15 protein-coding genes are annotated in these 15868 nt (G+C 71.9%); 13 read left to right on the top strand and 2 right to left on the bottom strand.

Translation table 11 applies throughout. The features are described from left to right. Positions 1 to 212: 212 nt before the first annotated feature. The 13 genes from RIF68_RS08270 (at position 213) to RIF68_RS08210 (ending at position 13757) form a co-directional block, all read left to right on the top strand. The gene (locus RIF68_RS08270; RefSeq protein ID WP_309050486.1) at positions 213 to 1004 is read left to right on the top strand and encodes a TetR/AcrR family transcriptional regulator; all 792 of its coding nucleotides are present in this window, start codon (positions 213 to 215) and stop codon (positions 1002 to 1004) included. Positions 1005 to 1192: 188 nt separating this feature from the next. Further along, positions 1193 to 2359, top strand: coding sequence for an acyl-CoA dehydrogenase family protein (locus RIF68_RS08265; protein ID WP_279562209.1), 1167 nt, complete (start codon positions 1193 to 1195; stop codon positions 2357 to 2359). 29 nt (positions 2360 to 2388) lie between these two features. Continuing rightward, a complete protein-coding gene (locus RIF68_RS08260) occupies positions 2389 to 3156 on the top strand; it encodes an SDR family NAD(P)-dependent oxidoreductase (RefSeq protein ID WP_309050485.1) in 768 nt (255 codons plus the stop codon). A gap of 65 nt (positions 3157 to 3221) precedes the next feature. Further along, on the top strand, positions 3222 to 3989 hold the full coding sequence (locus tag RIF68_RS08255; RefSeq protein ID WP_309050484.1) for an FCD domain-containing protein: 768 nt from the start codon (positions 3222 to 3224) through the stop codon (positions 3987 to 3989). 124 nt (positions 3990 to 4113) lie between these two features. Next, a complete protein-coding gene (locus tag RIF68_RS08250; protein ID WP_309050483.1) occupies positions 4114 to 4914 on the top strand; it encodes an enoyl-CoA hydratase/isomerase family protein in 801 nt (266 codons plus the stop codon). 2 nt (positions 4915 to 4916) lie between these two features. Beyond that, on the top strand, positions 4917 to 5948 hold the full coding sequence (locus RIF68_RS08245) for an acyl-CoA dehydrogenase family protein (protein ID WP_309050482.1): 1032 nt from the start codon (positions 4917 to 4919) through the stop codon (positions 5946 to 5948). Then, positions 5945 to 7093 (top strand): acyl-CoA dehydrogenase family protein, encoded by a 1149-nt coding sequence (locus RIF68_RS08240; protein ID WP_309050481.1) that lies wholly within the window; start codon positions 5945 to 5947, stop codon positions 7091 to 7093. Before RIF68_RS08245 ends, RIF68_RS08240 begins: the two co-directional genes overlap by 4 nt. 13 nt (positions 7094 to 7106) lie before the next feature. Beyond that, the gene (locus RIF68_RS08235; RefSeq protein WP_309050480.1) at positions 7107 to 8693 is read left to right on the top strand and encodes a FadD3 family acyl-CoA ligase; all 1587 of its coding nucleotides are present in this window, start codon (positions 7107 to 7109) and stop codon (positions 8691 to 8693) included. Then, positions 8690 to 9877, top strand: coding sequence for a CaiB/BaiF CoA-transferase family protein (locus RIF68_RS08230; protein ID WP_309050479.1), 1188 nt, complete (start codon positions 8690 to 8692; stop codon positions 9875 to 9877). Before RIF68_RS08235 ends, RIF68_RS08230 begins: the two co-directional genes overlap by 4 nt. Next, positions 9874 to 10686 carry an enoyl-CoA hydratase-related protein gene (locus RIF68_RS08225; protein ID WP_309050478.1) on the top strand — a complete coding sequence of 271 codons (813 nt, stop codon included), beginning with the start codon at positions 9874 to 9876 and terminating at the stop codon, positions 10684 to 10686. The genes RIF68_RS08230 and RIF68_RS08225 overlap by 4 nt, the downstream gene beginning before the upstream one ends. Then, positions 10683 to 11819: a thiolase family protein gene (locus RIF68_RS08220; protein ID WP_309050477.1), complete on the top strand. Its 1137-nt coding sequence runs from the start codon at positions 10683 to 10685 to the stop codon at positions 11817 to 11819. The genes RIF68_RS08225 and RIF68_RS08220 overlap by 4 nt, the downstream gene beginning before the upstream one ends. A 14-nt stretch (positions 11820 to 11833) precedes the next feature. After that, positions 11834 to 12982, top strand: a complete 1149-nt coding sequence (locus RIF68_RS08215; protein WP_309050476.1) for an acyl-CoA dehydrogenase family protein — start codon at positions 11834 to 11836, stop codon at positions 12980 to 12982. Between the two features lie 4 nt (positions 12983 to 12986). Further along, a complete protein-coding gene (locus RIF68_RS08210; protein WP_309050475.1) occupies positions 12987 to 13757 on the top strand; it encodes an SDR family oxidoreductase in 771 nt (256 codons plus the stop codon). Between the two features lie 12 nt (positions 13758 to 13769). Here the strand turns inward: RIF68_RS08210 and RIF68_RS08205 are convergent, their stop codons facing one another. Together RIF68_RS08205 and RIF68_RS08200 are read right to left on the bottom strand one after the other, a co-directional pair. After that, the gene (locus RIF68_RS08205; RefSeq protein WP_309050474.1) at positions 13770 to 15014 is read right to left on the bottom strand and encodes an amidohydrolase family protein; all 1245 of its coding nucleotides are present in this window, start codon (positions 15012 to 15014) and stop codon (positions 13770 to 13772) included. Further along, the coding region (locus RIF68_RS08200; protein WP_309050473.1) for a CoA transferase at positions 15008 to 15868 on the bottom strand (861 nt) is incomplete at its 5' end. The genes RIF68_RS08200 and RIF68_RS08205, both read right to left, overlap by 7 nt.

Raw genomic sequence — 15868 nt, 5'->3', positions numbered from 1 at the left:
ACCGCGCGGCGCAGCATCCGCTGCTCCTCGTCGAGTTCGAACTCCACGCCCGGCCTCCGCTCTCCTGCGGTCTTGGTGGCGTCCTCTGTGGCAGGAATCGATGCGAGAATAGCATTCTCGTCAGACGGAAGTAAGAGTCTTGTTGCACGCGGAGGCCGATTCGGTAGGGGGGATGCCTCCCCTTTTCACATACGTGGAGTACCGTTCTACTCATGAGTGTCGTCCCCGCCGAACCGGTCGAGTCCCCTGAGCCCGCGTGGCGGCAGCGCGCCGTCGAGCGATCCACCCGGGCCGCGAAGCTGCGCGCCGAGCAGCGCGTGCAGCGTTTCCTGGACGCGGCCCAGGAACTGATCGCGGACAAGGGCACCACGGATTTCACGGTGCAGGAAGTCGTGGAGCGCTCCCGCCAGTCGCTGCGGAGTTTCTACCAGCACTTCGACGGCAAGCACGAGCTGCTGCTCGCCCTCTTCGAGGACGCGCTGTCGAGGTCGGCCACCGAGATGCGGGAGAAGCTCTCCACCGTGACCGGTCCACTGGACCGGCTCAAGGTCGCGGTGGATCTGCTGTACGACTCCTCCACACCGCGCGAGGGACAGCAGTCCCCGCTCTTCACCGACTTCGCCATTCAGTTGCTGGTCAGTCACCCGGACCAGGTGGCCACCGCCCACCTGCCCCTGCTCGCCCTCTTCACGGAGCTGGTGGAAGACGCGGTGAAGGCCGGCCAGGCCGTCACGCCCAGGCCACGCCGTACCGCCTCCTTGATCATGCAGACGGCGATGTTCACGGCCCAGGCCCCCGCCGCTCCGGTCGGGGCACAGCCCTCCCGGATCGGTGCGGAGGACGTCTGGGAGTTCTGCCTGGGTGGCATCACCGGGGCGGGACAGGCGACCGGCGGGGACGAGTCCGGCACCCAGAAGGTCGCCGCCACCAAGAAGGCAGCGGCGAAGCGGACCACCGCCAAGAAGTCCGCCGCCCCCAAGGGCGCCACGCGAACCAAGGCCTAACCCCACCCGTCGTTCGAACCTGAAGGGCCCGCACCCGTGCGGGCCCTTCTCTCGTGTCGCACCGATCGCATGCCGCACCGATCGCGCCCGCACGGCAACCGCCCGATGGGTCGAGGCAGTTGACGCCTCTTTCGGTCTGACCTTTGATATGTTTCACACATCAGCAACCGGCAGAGGGGTTCCCCGCCGTGGATTTCGAGCTGACCGAGGACCAGGAGACGATCCGCAAGGCTGTGGCCGGTCTCCTGCGCGACTTCGACGACCGGTACTGGATGGAGAAGGACCGCGACCACGCCTTCCCCGAGGAGTTCTACGCCACCGTCGCCGGCGGCGGCTGGCTCGGCATCACGATCCCCGAGGAGTACGGCGGCCACGGCCTCGGCATCACCGAGGCGACGCTTCTGCTGGAGGAGGTGGCCCGCTCGGGGGGCGGGATGAACGCCGCCAGCGCCATCCACCTGTCGATCTTCGGCATGCATCCGGTCGTGGTGCACGGTTCCGACGAGCTGAAGCGACGCACACTCCCCCGCGTCGCGGACGGTGACCTGCACGTCTGCTTCGGGGTCACCGAGCCCGGCGCGGGCCTGGACACGACGCGTATCACCACGTACGCCCGGCGGGACGGCGACCACTATGTCGTCAGCGGCCGCAAGGTGTGGATCTCCAAGGCAGTGGAGTCGGAGAAGATCCTGCTGCTGACCCGCACCTCCCGGCGGGACGAGGTCGCGAAGCCGACCGACGGCATGACCCTGTTCCTCACCGACCTCGACCGCGACCACGTGGACATCCGGCCGATCCCGAAGATGGGGCGCAACGCCGTCACCTCGAACGAGCTGTTCATCGACGAGTTGCGGGTCCCCGCCCGGGACCGGGTCGGCGAGGAGGGCCAGGGATTCCGTTATCTGCTCGACGGCCTCAACCCCGAGCGGATGCTGATCGCCGCCGAGGCCCTGGGCATCGGCCGGGTGGCACTGGACCGGGCGGTGGCCTACGGCTGTGACCGTGAGGTGTTCGGGCGGCCCATCGGCATGAACCAGGGCATCCAGTTCCCGCTCGCCGACTCGCTCGCCCGGCTCGACGCGGCGGAGCTCGTGCTGCGCAAGGCGACCTGGCTGTACGACCGGGGGCGGCCCTGTGGGCGGGAGGCGAACACCGCCAAGTACCTGTGCGCGGACGCCGGATTCACGGCCGCCGACCGCGCGCTCCAGACGCACGGCGGGATGGGCTACTCCGAGGAGTATCCCGTGGCCCGCTTCTTCCGTGAGGCCCGGCTGATGCGCATCGCGCCGGTCAGCCAGGAGATGGTTCTGAACTACCTGGGGTCCCACACCCTGGGACTGCCACGCAGCTACTGACCTGCACCATCGACGACCAGGAGCCAGGGATGACCGACCGTACGGGACTGTTCGACCTCACGGGGCGCTCCGCGCTCGTCACGGGTGCCGCCGGCGGGATCGGTTCCGCGGTGGCGGGGGCGCTCGCCCGCGCCGGGGCCGCGGTGCTTGTCACCGACGTGGACGGCGAGGCGGCGGCGGCCGTGGCCGGGAAGCTGTCCGCCGCCGGGCTGAGCGCCGACAGCGCGGCTCTCGACGTGACCGACCGGACCGCCGCCGACCACGCGGTGTCCCGGGCCGCGGCACTGGCCGAGGGGACGCTGCACATCCTCGTCAACAACGCCGGTGTCACCGCGCCCGCCATGTTCGACAAGCTGGAGGAGGAGTCCGTCCGGCGACTGATCGACATCCATCTGATGGGCGCGTTCCACTGCACGCAGGCGGCGCTGCCGTTTCTCGCGACGGACGGCACCGGACGCGTCATCAACGTCACCTCGTCTGCCGGTCTGACCGGCACCCTCGGCCAGGTGAACTACTCGGCGGCGAAGGCGGGCATCATCGGGCTCACCAAGTCCCTCGCCAGGGAACTGGCTCGCAGGCGCATCCTGGTCAACGCCCTCGCGCCGCTGGCCGCGACCCCAATGACCCAGACCATCCGCACCGATCCCAAGTTCGCGGAGCGCATGCTCACGCGCATCCCGCTCGGCAGGTGGGCCGAACCGGAGGAGGTGGCGGGGGCGTTCGTGTTCCTCGCCTCGGACGCCGCCTCGTTCGTCACCGGCCAGGTCCTGCCCGTGGACGGGGGCATGGTCATGTGACAGGTCTCCCCCGGGCTGTGTTGAATGGTTCAGCCGAAAGGGACGCCCGACGAGAGGCCCGCACCGTGTCCAGCGCCGAATCCATCCCACCCGCCCCGCGCTTCGAGCCGCTCAGCGTGCCGAAGGCGTCGGACGTGCTGGCGGCCGAGGTGCGCGAGCGCATCCTGTCGGGAGAGTTCGGCGAGGGCACGGCGTTGCCGCCGGAGCGTCAGCTCGTGGAGCAGACGGGACTGAGCCGGGCCACGGTGCGCGAGGCGCTGCGCATTCTGGAGGTCGAGCGGCTGGTCGACATCCGGCCGGGGCGCGGAGGCGGCGCCTTCGTGCACCGGCCGGGCCGCGAATCCCTCGCCAGCACGGTGCAGTTGGTAATCCGGGGACAGCGGATCAGGCTGGAGGCGCTGCACGAGACACGTGAGGCGATCGAGCCGGCCTGCGCGGCGCTCGCGGCCCGGCGACGCACCGAGCGGGACCTGGTGGATCTGGACACCGCCCACGCGGAGCTGGTCGGGGCGGGCGACGACGTCCCGCGGTTCCTGCGTGCCAACATCCAGTGGCACAACGCCGTGGCCAGAGCGGGCGACAACGAACTGCTCATCGGCTTCCTGGACGCCCTCTCGGAGTCCATCCACGCCTCCACCGACCTGGCACAGTTCATGGACGTCCGCATCCGCCGGCTCACCGCGCGCGCCCACGCGCGGATCACGGAAGCCATCCGGTCCGGTGACGAGGAAGCGGCCCACCGGCGGATGAGCCGCCATGTGTGCGGCTTCGCCCGCGCCGCCGCCGAAGTGGACGGCCGGGAGCTGGTGGACCTGCCGGAAGCCGACGACTGACGGCCGACGGGGGACCGCCCGTCCGTAGTCGGGCGGTAGAAACCGCCGCGCTCGCGAGAATGACATTCTCGTTTATCAGCAACACCATTGACAATATCGGTCTGACCTTTACTACCATCGCCGCATGAGCGACGTGAGCCCCGTCCTGACCGTGGCCGCCGACGGCGACGTCCGCATCGTCACACTGAACCGGCCGGAGCACCTCAACGGAGTGTCGGAGGAACTGCACCGCCGATTGTCCGAGGTGTGGCGGGAGCTGGCGGAGGACCCCGGGGCACGGTCGGTCGTGCTGACCGGAGCGGGACGGGCGTTCAGCGCGGGCGGCGACTTCGACCACCTACTCCGCCACCACGACGACCCGGCGCTGCGGGAGCGCTCGATCCGGCTCGACCGGATCATCCAGACCGAGATGATCCGCTTCCCCCTCCCACTGATCGCGGCGGTCAACGGACCGGCGGTCGGGCTGGGTTGCAGCCTGGCCCTCGGATGCGACCTGGTCCTCATGGCCGAGGACGCCTACCTCGCCGACCCTCATGTGTCGGTCGGACTGGTGGCGGGCGACGGCGGGGTGACCCTCTGGCCGCTGCTGACGAGCCTGCTGCGGGTCAAGGAGTACCTGTTCACCGGCGACCGTATACCGGCGGCCACGGCGGTCGAGCTGGGCCTGGCGAACCGCGGCTGTCCGGCCGGTGACCTGATGAGCGAGGCTCTGAAGCTGGCTCACCGGCTCGCCGCCCAGCCGGCGGAGGCGCTGCGTGCCACCAAGGCGGCACTGGCCGCCGTGGTCGAGCAGGTGTCCCGAGGCGGCATGGAGGCGGCCCTGCTGGCCGAGCGGTCCACGATGACCAGCCCCGACCACATCCGGATCGTCAACGAGCTGGCCTCCCGCACCCGCCGTCGCACAGCCGCTTCCGAGGAGGACTGAGCGTGCAGACCGAGGAGTTCACCCTGGTCCGGGACATGCTGCGGTCGTTCGCGACCCGGCACCGCGTCGGGTCCGCCGACGAGGTGACGCCGCGGACCCGTGCCGCCGCGCGGCAGGCGCTGGACGAGCTGGGCCTCGCCGAGCTGCGCCGCTCCTCCCCGCCCGCCGCCACGGTCCAGGAGTGCGCGCTGCTCGCCGAGGAGCACGGCAGGCAGCCGCTGACGACGTCCCTGCTCGGGACCGCCCTCCTCGCCCCCGAGTTGTCGCGCCTGCTCGGGATCACGGCCCCGACGTCCCTCCCGACGATCGCACTCGCCCGCGACCTGCGCTTCCCGGCGCAGCACCCGTCACCGCTGGTCGCCTGGGACTGCGACGCGGCGGACGGGGCCCTGCACGTCGCCCCCGACGGGACCGTACGGCAGGTCGCACTGGGCCCGCCCACCCGGACCGCCGACCTGCTGCGCAGTGTGCGCGCGGTCCCCGACGACGGCGAGGGCGAGATCGTCGGACGCCTCGGTGCCGAGGCCGGGCAGCGCTGGCAGTCGTACGCACTGGTCGTCGTCACCGCCGAACTTGTGGGTGCGGTGGACGCCTTCGTCGAGCTGAGCACGGACTACGCCCGTGACCGCAGGCAGTACGGGAAACGAATCGGTTCCTTCCAGGCGGTGCAGCACCTGCTCGCCGACGCGAGGGTCCTGGTCGAAGCGTGCGCCAGTGCCACCCGGTACGCCGCCTGGTGCCTGGACCACGAGCCGGTCGACCGGGCGCTGACGGCGGCTCGCGTGGCCAAGGCCGAGGTGAACACCTCGGCGGTCGAGGCGGTGTACACGGGCATGCAGGTGTTCGGCGGCGTCGCCCAGACCTGGGAGCACGTCGCCCATCTGTACCTGCGCCGCGTCCTCGTGGGAGCGGACCTATTGGCGACCACGGCCGACCTCCTGACCACGCTGGCCGAGCCCGCCCCTGACAAGTCCTCGCCCGCCGATACCGGGGCACTCACTCCCACCGCGGCCGAACCGGAGACGATCCGATGACCGACCTCCCCCTGGACTTCGGCGACCCCGCCGACCTGGAACGTCTGCGCGGCGACTTCCGCGCCTGGCTCGCGGACCACCCCCTCCCCGCCCGCGGCGCGGACGAGCCGGTGCCCGTCTTCCTGCACCGCTGGCACCGCATGCTGCACGCGGGCGGCTGGGTCGGACTCGACGTGCCGCGGGAGTACGGCGGACGTGGACTGACCCCACTGCACCAGGTCGCGGTCAGCGACGAGCTGGGGGCCCGGGGCGCACCGGGAGTCCCTCGCATCGGCTATCTCGCGCACGCCCTTCTGGAGTTCGGCTCCGAGGAGCAGCGCCGCCACCAGCTGCCGCGCATGCTCGCGGGCGACGACGTCTGGTGCCAGGGCTTCAGCGAACCGGGCGCCGGCTCGGACCTGGCCGGCATGAGCACCCGCGCCGACCGCGGAGCGGACGGCCACTACACCGTCAACGGGCAGAAGCTCTGGACCAGTTACGCCCAGTACTCCGATCTCTGCCTGCTCCTGGCCCGCACCGGCCCCAGCGCTTCCGCGCACACTTCCCTCTCGGCGTTCGTGCTCCCGCTGGACCGTCCCGGCGTGACGGTACGCCCCCTGCGCGCGGCCAACGGCGACGACGAGTTCTGCGAGCTGTTCCTCGACGACGTCCGCCTGGCCGAAGCGGACCTCATCGGTGCCGAGGGCGCCGGATGGAAACTGGCGATGACGACCGTCTCGTACGAACGCAACGCTCTCGACACCGGCCACCTGTCCACGTACGGGCTGCTGGTCGAGCGGCTGCGCCGCCGCGCCCACGAGCGTCGCGGCAGTCTTCCCGACGGGCTGCTGTCGGACATCGGTCGGTGCGTCGTCGACTACGGGGTCCTGGTCGCCCACTCCCGCCGCCGCACCGCCGAACGCCTGGCCGGCCGGGCCGCGGGCCCGGAGTCGTCGGTCGACAAACTGCTGATGACCCGGACCGAGCAGCGACTGTACGAGACGGCACTGAAGGTCTTCCCCGAGGAACTGCACGGCGCGGGCGGGGAGATCTTCGGCGACTACCTGTACTCCCGTGCCGCGTCCGTCTACGGCGGGACCTCTCAGATCCAGCGGAACATCATCGCCAAGCGACTGCTGCGCCTGCCGGCCGACGGCCGTGGCTGAACGGAGCCCCGTCATGCGACACGACCAGGAATTCCGGAGCATCCCCAACGTGGTCAGAGCCGCCGCCCGGCGGTTCGGTGACGCCACCGCCCTCGTCGACAGGGACCGGCGCATCGGGTTTCGCGAACTGGAGGGCCTCATGCTCCGCGCCGTCGCCTCGGCGCGGGAACTGGGAGTCGGTCCGGGCGACCGGGTGGGCCTGTGCGCCCCCAACTCGGTGGAATGGATCGTGGCGGCCCTCGGCATCCAGGGAGCCGGAGGGATCGTCGTCCCCCTCAACACCCGCTTCAAGCAGCGGGAGCTCTCCTACATCCTGCGCAAGTCCGGGGCCAAGGCCCTGTTCGCCGCGGCGTCCTTCCTCGGCACGGACTACACGGCGGACCTGAAACGGGCCGATCCCGGGCTGCCCGCGCTGCGCACCACCGTGTCACTGCTGGGGGACCGCGGCCGCGCGGACATGACCTGGGACCAGTTCCTCGACCTGGGCGCCGGGCCGTCGGCCGCGCACGAGGCGATCGACCGGCTCACCCCCGACCAGGTCAGCGACGTGATGTTCACCTCCGGCACCACCGGCCACCCCAAGGGCGTCACGCTCACCCACGGCCAGTCCCTGCGCGCCTACGGCTGGATGTCCTCGGAGTACGGCTTCGGCGCCTCGGACAGCTTCTTGGTCATCCCCCCGTTCTTCCACTGCTTCGGGTACAAGGCGGGCTGGCTCGCCTCGTTCCTGCACGGTGTGACGGTGATCCCGATGGCGGTCTTCGACGCGGGACGCGCGCTGGAGCTGATCGAGCGGGAGCGGGTCAGCATCCTGCTCGGCCCGCCCACCATCTTCCACGACCTGCTGCACCACCCCGGCCGCCCGCACCACGACCTGTCGTCCCTGCGGGTGTCCATGACCGGCGGCACCACCATCCCCGAGGCCCTGATCCGCGCCATGAAGAAGGACCTGTCCTTCGACATCGTGCTGAGCGCCTACGGGCTCACCGAGTCGACGGCGCTGGTGACCACCACCCGCGTCGGCGACACGGAGGAGACGGTGGCCCGCACCACCGGCCGTCCCATCCCCGACGTCGAGGTCCGGCTCACCGACGCCTCGGGGCAGGAGGTGCCACCGGGGGAGGACGGGGAGATCCTGGTACGCGGCTACAACGTCACCCGCGGCTACTGGGACGACCCGGAGGCCACCGCCGCGGCGATCGACGGCACCGGTTGGCTGCACACCGGTGACATCGGCCACCTCGACGGGGCGGGCAACCTCGTGATCGTCGACCGCAAGAAGGAGATGTACATCGTCGGCGGCTTCAACGCCTACCCGGCCGAGATAGAGAAACTGCTGCTCGGCTGCGAGCACGTCGCGCAGGTGGCGGTGATCGGCGTACCCGACGCGCGCATGGGCGAGGTGGGCTGCGCCTTCGTGGTCCCCGCACCGGGCGCCGACCTCACCGAGGAGGACGTCGTGGCGTGGGCGCGCGAGCACATGGCCAACTTCAAGGTGCCCCGGCACGTGCGGTTCGTGGACGCGCTGCCCCGCAACGCCGGCCTGAAGGTCCTCAAGGACGACCTGCGTGCCCGGTACGAGGACGGTGAGCGCCGGTGAGTGACGGACCGCTGGCCGGCATCACCGTGGTCGCACTGGAGCAGGCCGTGTCGGCGCCGATGTGCACCCGCACCCTCGGTGACTTCGGCGCGCGCGTGATCAAGGTCGAGAATCCCCGGGGCGGGGACTTCGCCCGGCACTACGACGACGTGGTGGGCGGCCTAGCGGCGCACTTCGTGTGGGTCAACCGGGGCAAGGAGTCCGTCGCGCTGGACCTGAAGACCGACGCGGGCCTCGCCGTGCTGCACCGGCTGCTGGAACGCGCCGACGTGCTGGTCTCCAACCTCACCCCCGGCACGACCGCCAAGCTGGGCCTGTCCCCCGCCGATCTGGAGGTCCGCCATCCGGACGTGATCGCCGTGGAGATCGACGGGTACGGCGCCGGCGGCCCCCTGTCCCACAAACGCGCCTACGACCTGCTGGTCCAGGCCGAGTCGGGGGCGTGCGCGGTGACCGGGCACCCGGGGGCACCCGCGAAACCGGGTCCGCCGGTGGCCGACGTGTGCAGCGGCCTGTACGCGGCGCTGTCGGTCCTGGCCCTGCTGCACGGCAGGGGACGGGGGCGGCCCGCCGCCTCCGTCGCGGTGAGCCTGTTCGACACGATGACGGAGCTGATGGGCTACCCGCTGACGTACACCAGGCACTCCGGCGTCGAACAGCAGCCGCTCGGCATGAGCTCGCCCGCCGTGTCCCCGTACGGCGCCCACCCCACCGCCGACGGGCACACGGTGGTCCTCGGCACCACCAACGACCGCGAATGGCAGCGCCTGGCACGAGAGTTGATCGACCGGCCGGACCTGGCGGACGACGAGCGGTTCCGTACCAACGCCGGACGGGTCGAGCACCGGGCCGTCCTGGACGCCGAGATCGGCGCATGGTGCGCCCGGCACGATCTGGCGGAGATCCAGGACCGCGCGGACGCCGCCGGGATCGGCAACTCCCGCTTCAACACACAGGCCGACGTCCTGGCGCACCCGCATCTGGCCGCCCGCGACCGCTGGCGGGAGATCGGCACTCCGGGCGGGCCGGTACCCGCCCTGCTCCCGCCTCCCGTCATCGCCGGGTACGAGCCGCCGATGGGGGCGGTGCCGGCGCTGGGCGAGCACACGGACGCCGTGCTCGGCGAACTCGGTTTCGCGGCCGAGGAGATCGCTTCGCTCCGCGAGCGGAGGGCCGTGCGGTGACCGGTCTCCTCATCGACGACGCCGACGGCGTACGGACCCTGACGCTGGACCGCCCGCACCGCAGGAACGCGATCGACGTCGAGCTGTGGAAGACGTTGCGCGCCGCTCTCGACGACGCCGGTCGGGACCGGAGCGTGCGCGCCCTGGTCCTCACCGGCGCGGGCGGTGCCTTCTGTTCGGGAGCGGACATCTCCAAGGGGCTCAGCAGCGCCCACCCCTTGTACCGGATGCGTCCGTTGACCGACGTGACGCTGCTGCTGCACGAACTGCCGGTGCCGACGGTCGCCAAGGTGACAGGGGTGGCGGTGGGCGCGGGCTGGAACCTCGCCCTGGGCTGCGATCTGGTCGTGGCGACCCCGGAGGCGAGGTTCTCGCAGATCTTCACGCGGCGTGGGCTGTCCCCCGACTGCGGCGGCTCCTGGCTGCTGCCCCGGCTGGTCGGTCTCCAGCAGGCCAAACGGCTCGCGCTGCTGGCGGACACGATCGGCGCCGAGGAGGCCCGCGCCCTGAACCTGGTGACCTGGGTGGTGGACGGCACGGAGGTGGACGCCTTCGTCGACGGCCTCACCGCGCGCCTGGTGGCCGGCGCGCCCGTGGCGCTCGCCCAGACCAAAGCACTGCTGAACGAGAACACGGACCGCACCCTGCGCGAGGCGCTCGCCGGCGAGGCGCGGGCGCAGGCGGCGAACTTCGCGACCGCCGACGTGCGCGAGGCCTACGCGGCCTTCGCCGACAGGCGTGATGCCCATTTCACCGGCCGCTGGGCGGTGCCCGGTACGAGTGCCGGACGATCGGAGGACGAGACGTGACTCGGGAAGCGGTGATCGTCGGGGCGGTCCGCACCGCCGTCGGCAAGCGGGGCGGTGGACTGGCCGACGTCCACCCCGCGGACCTGTCCGCGGCCGTGCTGCGAGCGCTCGCGGAGCGGACCGGGATCGACCCGGAGGTGGTCGACGACGTCGTCTGGGGCTGTGTGTCCCAGATCGGCGACCAGTCGAGCAACATCGCCCGGTACTCGGTGCTGGCGGCGGGCTGGCCGGAGAGCGTTCCGGGGACGACGGTCAACCGGGCGTGCGGGTCGAGCCAGCAGGCGCTGGACTTCGCCGTGCAGGCGGTCCTGTCGGGCCAGCAGGAGGTGGTCGTGGCGGGCGGCGTCGAGGTGATGAGCCGGGTGCCGCTGGGGGCCGCGAAGGCCGACGGGACGCCGTACGGCCCGCGGGCCATCGACCGCTACCGGGGCTTCTCCTTCAATCAGGGGATCTCGGCGGAGCTGATCGCGCGGAAGTGGGGCTTCTCGCGCGAGGAGCTCGACGCGTACGCGGCGCTCTCGCACGAGCGCGCCGCGGCGGCGCAGGACGCCGGAGCGTTCGCGCCGGAGATCGTCCCCGTGGCGGGGACCGACGCCGACGAGGGAATACGGCGCGGCACGAGCGTGGACACGCTCGCGAAGCTCAAGCCCTCCTTCCAGAAGGACGGTGTGATCCACGCGGGCAACGCCTCGCAGATCTCCGACGGAGCGGCCGCCCTGATCGTCACCACCGCCGACAAGGCGCGGGAACTGCGGCTCGCTCCCCTGGTCCGCTACCGGGCCGGCGCGGTCGTCGGCTCCGACCCGGTGCTGATGCTCACCGGGCCGATCCCGGCGACCGAGAAGGTGCTGCACAGGGCGGACCTCGCCGTCCGGGACATCGGCGTCTTCGAGGTGAACGAGGCGTTCGCACCGATCCCACTGGCCTGGCTCACCGAAACCGGTGCCGACGCGGAGCGGCTGAACCCCCTCGGCGGCGCCATCGCGCTCGGCCACCCGCTGGGGGCGTCGGGAGCGGTGCTGATGACCCGCATGATCCACCACATGCGCGCGCACGGCATCCGTTACGGCCTCCAGACCATGTGCGAGGGCGGCGGCACCGCGAACGCCACCGTCGTCGAACTCGGCGACTGACGAAGGGTGTCACCGTGCGCAGAGACGTCTTCACCGCCGACCACGAGGACTTCCGGGAGCTGGTCCGGGACGTCGTGGCCAAGGAGGTGGTCCCGCACTACGCCGAGTGGGAAGGAGCCGGGCGGCTGCCCCGCTCCTTCTTCCAGCGGCTCGGCTCGATCGGTCTGCTCGGCATGGCGATACCCGAGGAGTACGGGGGCGGCGGACAGCCCGACTACCGCTACAACGTCGTCCTCCAGGAGGAGGCGGCCCGCGCCCTGGTCACCCTGGGCACGGTCCGCACCCAACTCGACGTCGTGCTGCCGTACTTCCTCGCCTACACGGACCGAGAGCAGCGGGCGCGCTGGTTTCCCGGCCTGGCCTCCGGCCGGCTGCTGACCGCCATAGCGATGACCGAGCCCGGCACCGGTTCCGACCTCGCGGGGATGCGCACCACCGCGGTACGGGACGGGGACGCCTACGTCCTCAACGGCGCGAAGACCTTCATCACGGGCGGGCTGCTGGCCGACCTCGTGATCGTGGTGGCGCGTTCCGCTCACGATCCCGGCGACCGGCGGGCGGGGCTGACGCTGCTGGTGGTGGAGGACGGGATGCCCGGGTTCACGCGGGGGCGGGTGCTGGAGAAGATGGGCATCAAGGCGCAGGACACCGTGGAGCTGGCCTTCGACGACGTCCGTGTGCCCGTCGCCAACCGGCTCGGCGAGGAGGGCGCGGCCTTCTCCTACCTCGGGCACAACCTGCCGCAGGAGCGCATGACCGTGGCGGTCGGCTCGGTGGCTCAGGCGCGGGCGGCGCTCGACGCGACCCTCGCGTACGTGAAGGAGCGGAAGGTGTTCGGCACCGCCGTCGCCTCGTTCCAAAACACCAAGTTCGAGCTCGCCGCCGTGGCCGCCGAGGTGGAGGCCGCGCAGGCCGTCGTCGACCGGGCCGTGCTGGAACTCGTCGACAGCCGGCTCTCCGGCGCCGACGCCGCCAAAGTCAAGCTGTTCTGCACCGAGGTACAGGCCCGCGCCGTCGACCGGTGCCTCCAGTTGTTCGGCGGATACGGCTACATGCTGGAGTACCCGATCGCCCGGCTGTACGCGGACGCGCGCATCACCCGCATCTACGCCGGGACCAGTGAGGTCATGAAGGTCATCATCGCCAAGTCCCTGGGGTTGTGAGGAAATGGAAGACTTCTCCTCCCGTCCCGGTACCGCCCTTGTCGCGGGCGGTACCGGTGGCATCGGGGCGGCCGTCGTACGGATGCTCGCGGCCCGCGGCAGCGACGTCGTGCTCACCTATCGGGCCAGCCAGGAGGCCGCGTACGAGCTCACCGACGAGGTGAAGGCGGCCGGGCGCCAGTCCGTGGCCGTCCAGCTCGACCTGACCGACGAGGAGGCGACCGCGCGGGCGGTGCGCGACGCGGCGGCGGACTTCGGCGGCCTCCACACGGTGGTGTACGCGGCGGGGCCGCATGTGCCCATGACGCATCTCAGCAAGGTGACGCCCGGCCGGTACCGGGCGCAGCTGGAGGCCGACGCGGTGGCCTTCTTCAGTCTCGTCCACCCGGCGCTGCCGCTGCTGCGGAAGAGCCGGGGCAGTGTCGTCGCCGTGACGACGGTCGCCACCCGGCGCTTCCCGGTGCGTGACGGGCTGTCCTCGGGCACCAAGGGAGCGGTCGAGGCGGTGGCCCGGGCGCTGGCCGCCGAGGAGGGACGGTACGGCGTCCGCGTCAACTGTGTCGCCCCCGGCATGCTCACGGACGGCATCGCGGGGCGGCTGATCAGCACCGGGGAACTGGACGAGGACGCTCTCGCCGTCACGCGGCGCAACATTCCGATGCGCCGGTTCGGGCAGGCGCGGGACATCGCGGAGGCGGTAGCGTTCCTCGCGTCCGACCGGGCCGGGTTCATCACCGGGCAGGCTCTGGGGGTGGATGGTGGGTACAGCGTCTGAGCACGGGCTGGTTCAGGGAGCGATCTGACGGCCGCCGACGTACACGGCCCGTACGGTGTCGGCGGACAGGACGTGGAGCGCCTCCCGCAGGGGCACGTGGAGCAGGCACAGGTCGGCCGGCGCACCGACCGACAGCCGACGTGCGCGGGCGGGCTGCTCGGGCGCGCCGAGGAAGAGCCCCAGGGCGGCCTCCGGTGTCACCCCCTCGCCGTCCTCCCGGCCGACCGCGGCCCGCATGACCGCCCACGGGTCGTCGGTCCCGTACGGCGCGTCGGTGCCGGCGGCGAGCGGGATGCCCGCCTCGGCCAGACTCCGGCACCGGTAGAGGGGGTGGTCGTCCGGAGGGACCTCGGCGGCGTACTGGCGGCCCCGTTCCACCGGGAAGTGCGGCTGGGTGACGACCGTCAGCCCGAGTCGCCGGATCCAGGGGACGGTCTCGGCCGGGATCACCGCACCGTGCTCGACGCGGTCCCCGGCGACCGGGCCGGCCTCCTGCACGGCGAGCAGGGTGACGAGCAGCTGCACACGCGTGACACAGTGCACGGCCACGGGCCGGGGCCGTGCCTCGCGCACCAGAGCGGCGAGTTCACCCGGGGTGGGCAGGGCGGCGTCGTCGAGCATGATCTTGACCGGGGAATCGACGCCCATGACGGTGAGCCGCTGCGGCAGCACCGACAGGGTCCGCCGCAGGCCGGGAGCGGGCCGGGGGTCGGCGTTGGTGAAGCCCGTGACGCCGAGGCGCGCGGCTCGTCGGCCCAGAGCCGCCAGATCGAGCCGCACCGGCGGGATCAGCTGCCGCAGCCGCTCGTCCTCCCGCCACAGTCTGCCGTCGCCGTCCAACCCTGCCGCCCACAGCGCAGGGGTGTTGAGGAACCACATCGCCCCGCTGCGGTGCTGCACCCGCACGGGCCGGTCGGCGACGATCGCGTCCAGAGCGGAGCGGTCCAGGTTCCCCGCGACACTCTCGTGGTAGCCGACCGCCCGCACCCATTCCCCGGGTGGCCCGCTCCGCAGGGCCTGAGCGAATCCGGCGGGTGCACGGACGTCGGCCGGGCCCACGTGGACCGAGGCGGCGTCGGCGGCCAGGGCCATGAGGTGGACGTGGTGGTCGTGCAGTCCGGGCAGCAACGCCCCTCCGCCTCCGTCCACCTGGCTCTCCCCGGCGAGATGGCGCCCGATCTCGCTGATCCGCCCGTCGGCACCGATCCGTACGTCTGCAGGGGCGCACCCCTCGACCTCCACGTTCCGGATCAGCACGGTGCCGTCCGGGAGTCGGCGAGCGCGGCGGCACAGGCCGCCATGGACACGCACAGCAGCTCCGCGCCGCCGGCGGCGAGGGAGCGGACGGCCGCGTGGGCGGCGTACAGGCCGGTGACGGGGTCGGCGAGTGCGTCACCCAGGAACACGGGGTCGCCGTGCGGGTCGCGGCCGACCAGGCCGCCGGCCACCGATGCGTCGTCTCCGAAGGCGATCCGGTCATCGTTGCGGCCGTACCCGGTGATACTGACCCAGACCCGTCCGGGACGCGCGGTGAGGAACTCCTCGGCGAACACCCCCAGTTGCCGTAGCGCTCGCGGCCGGGAGGCTTCGATGACGACGTCCGCCCGGTCCACGGCGTCCGCCAGGGCGCCGGAGGCGAAGTCCAGGACCAGGCTGTCGTGTCCGTCGTGCAGCCAGCGGTAGAACTCCGGATGCCCCGACCGCGCGCCGTCCGGTCTGGTGGTGCTCTCCACCTTGGTCACCTGTGCCCCGGCCAGGCCGAGCAGTCGCGCGCACAGAGGCCCGGCCCAGAGGGCGGACAGGTCGAGTACGCGCAGGGCAGTGAGCGGGCGACGCAGCCGCTCACCGTAGGACCGGGCGTGTACCGGGGCGCGGCTTGAAGAGGCCGTTGCGAGTGCGGCGGCGGGGATGCCCACCTTCTGCGCGGCGTCGGCGAGTCGGGAGGCGGTGGTTCGGCGGGCAGCGCCGTCCAGGTCCGTGTCCCGCGCGCCGAGAAGGGCCAGCAGCGCGGGCAGTGACGCGTGGTCGTCGGGTCGGGCCAGGTTGACGGCGGCCCATCCGTCGGCGGTCCGCAGGAGTCGGCAGGAGCCGCCGGCCGACGTCCGGCCCGG

It is taken from the genome of Streptomyces sp., assembly GCF_031178505.1.
Lineage (GTDB): Bacteria > Actinomycetota > Actinomycetes > Streptomycetales > Streptomycetaceae > Streptomyces > Streptomyces gulbargensis.
Note: the sequence above shows the minus strand (reverse complement) of the source record. Positions and strands in the feature narration are given on the sequence as shown.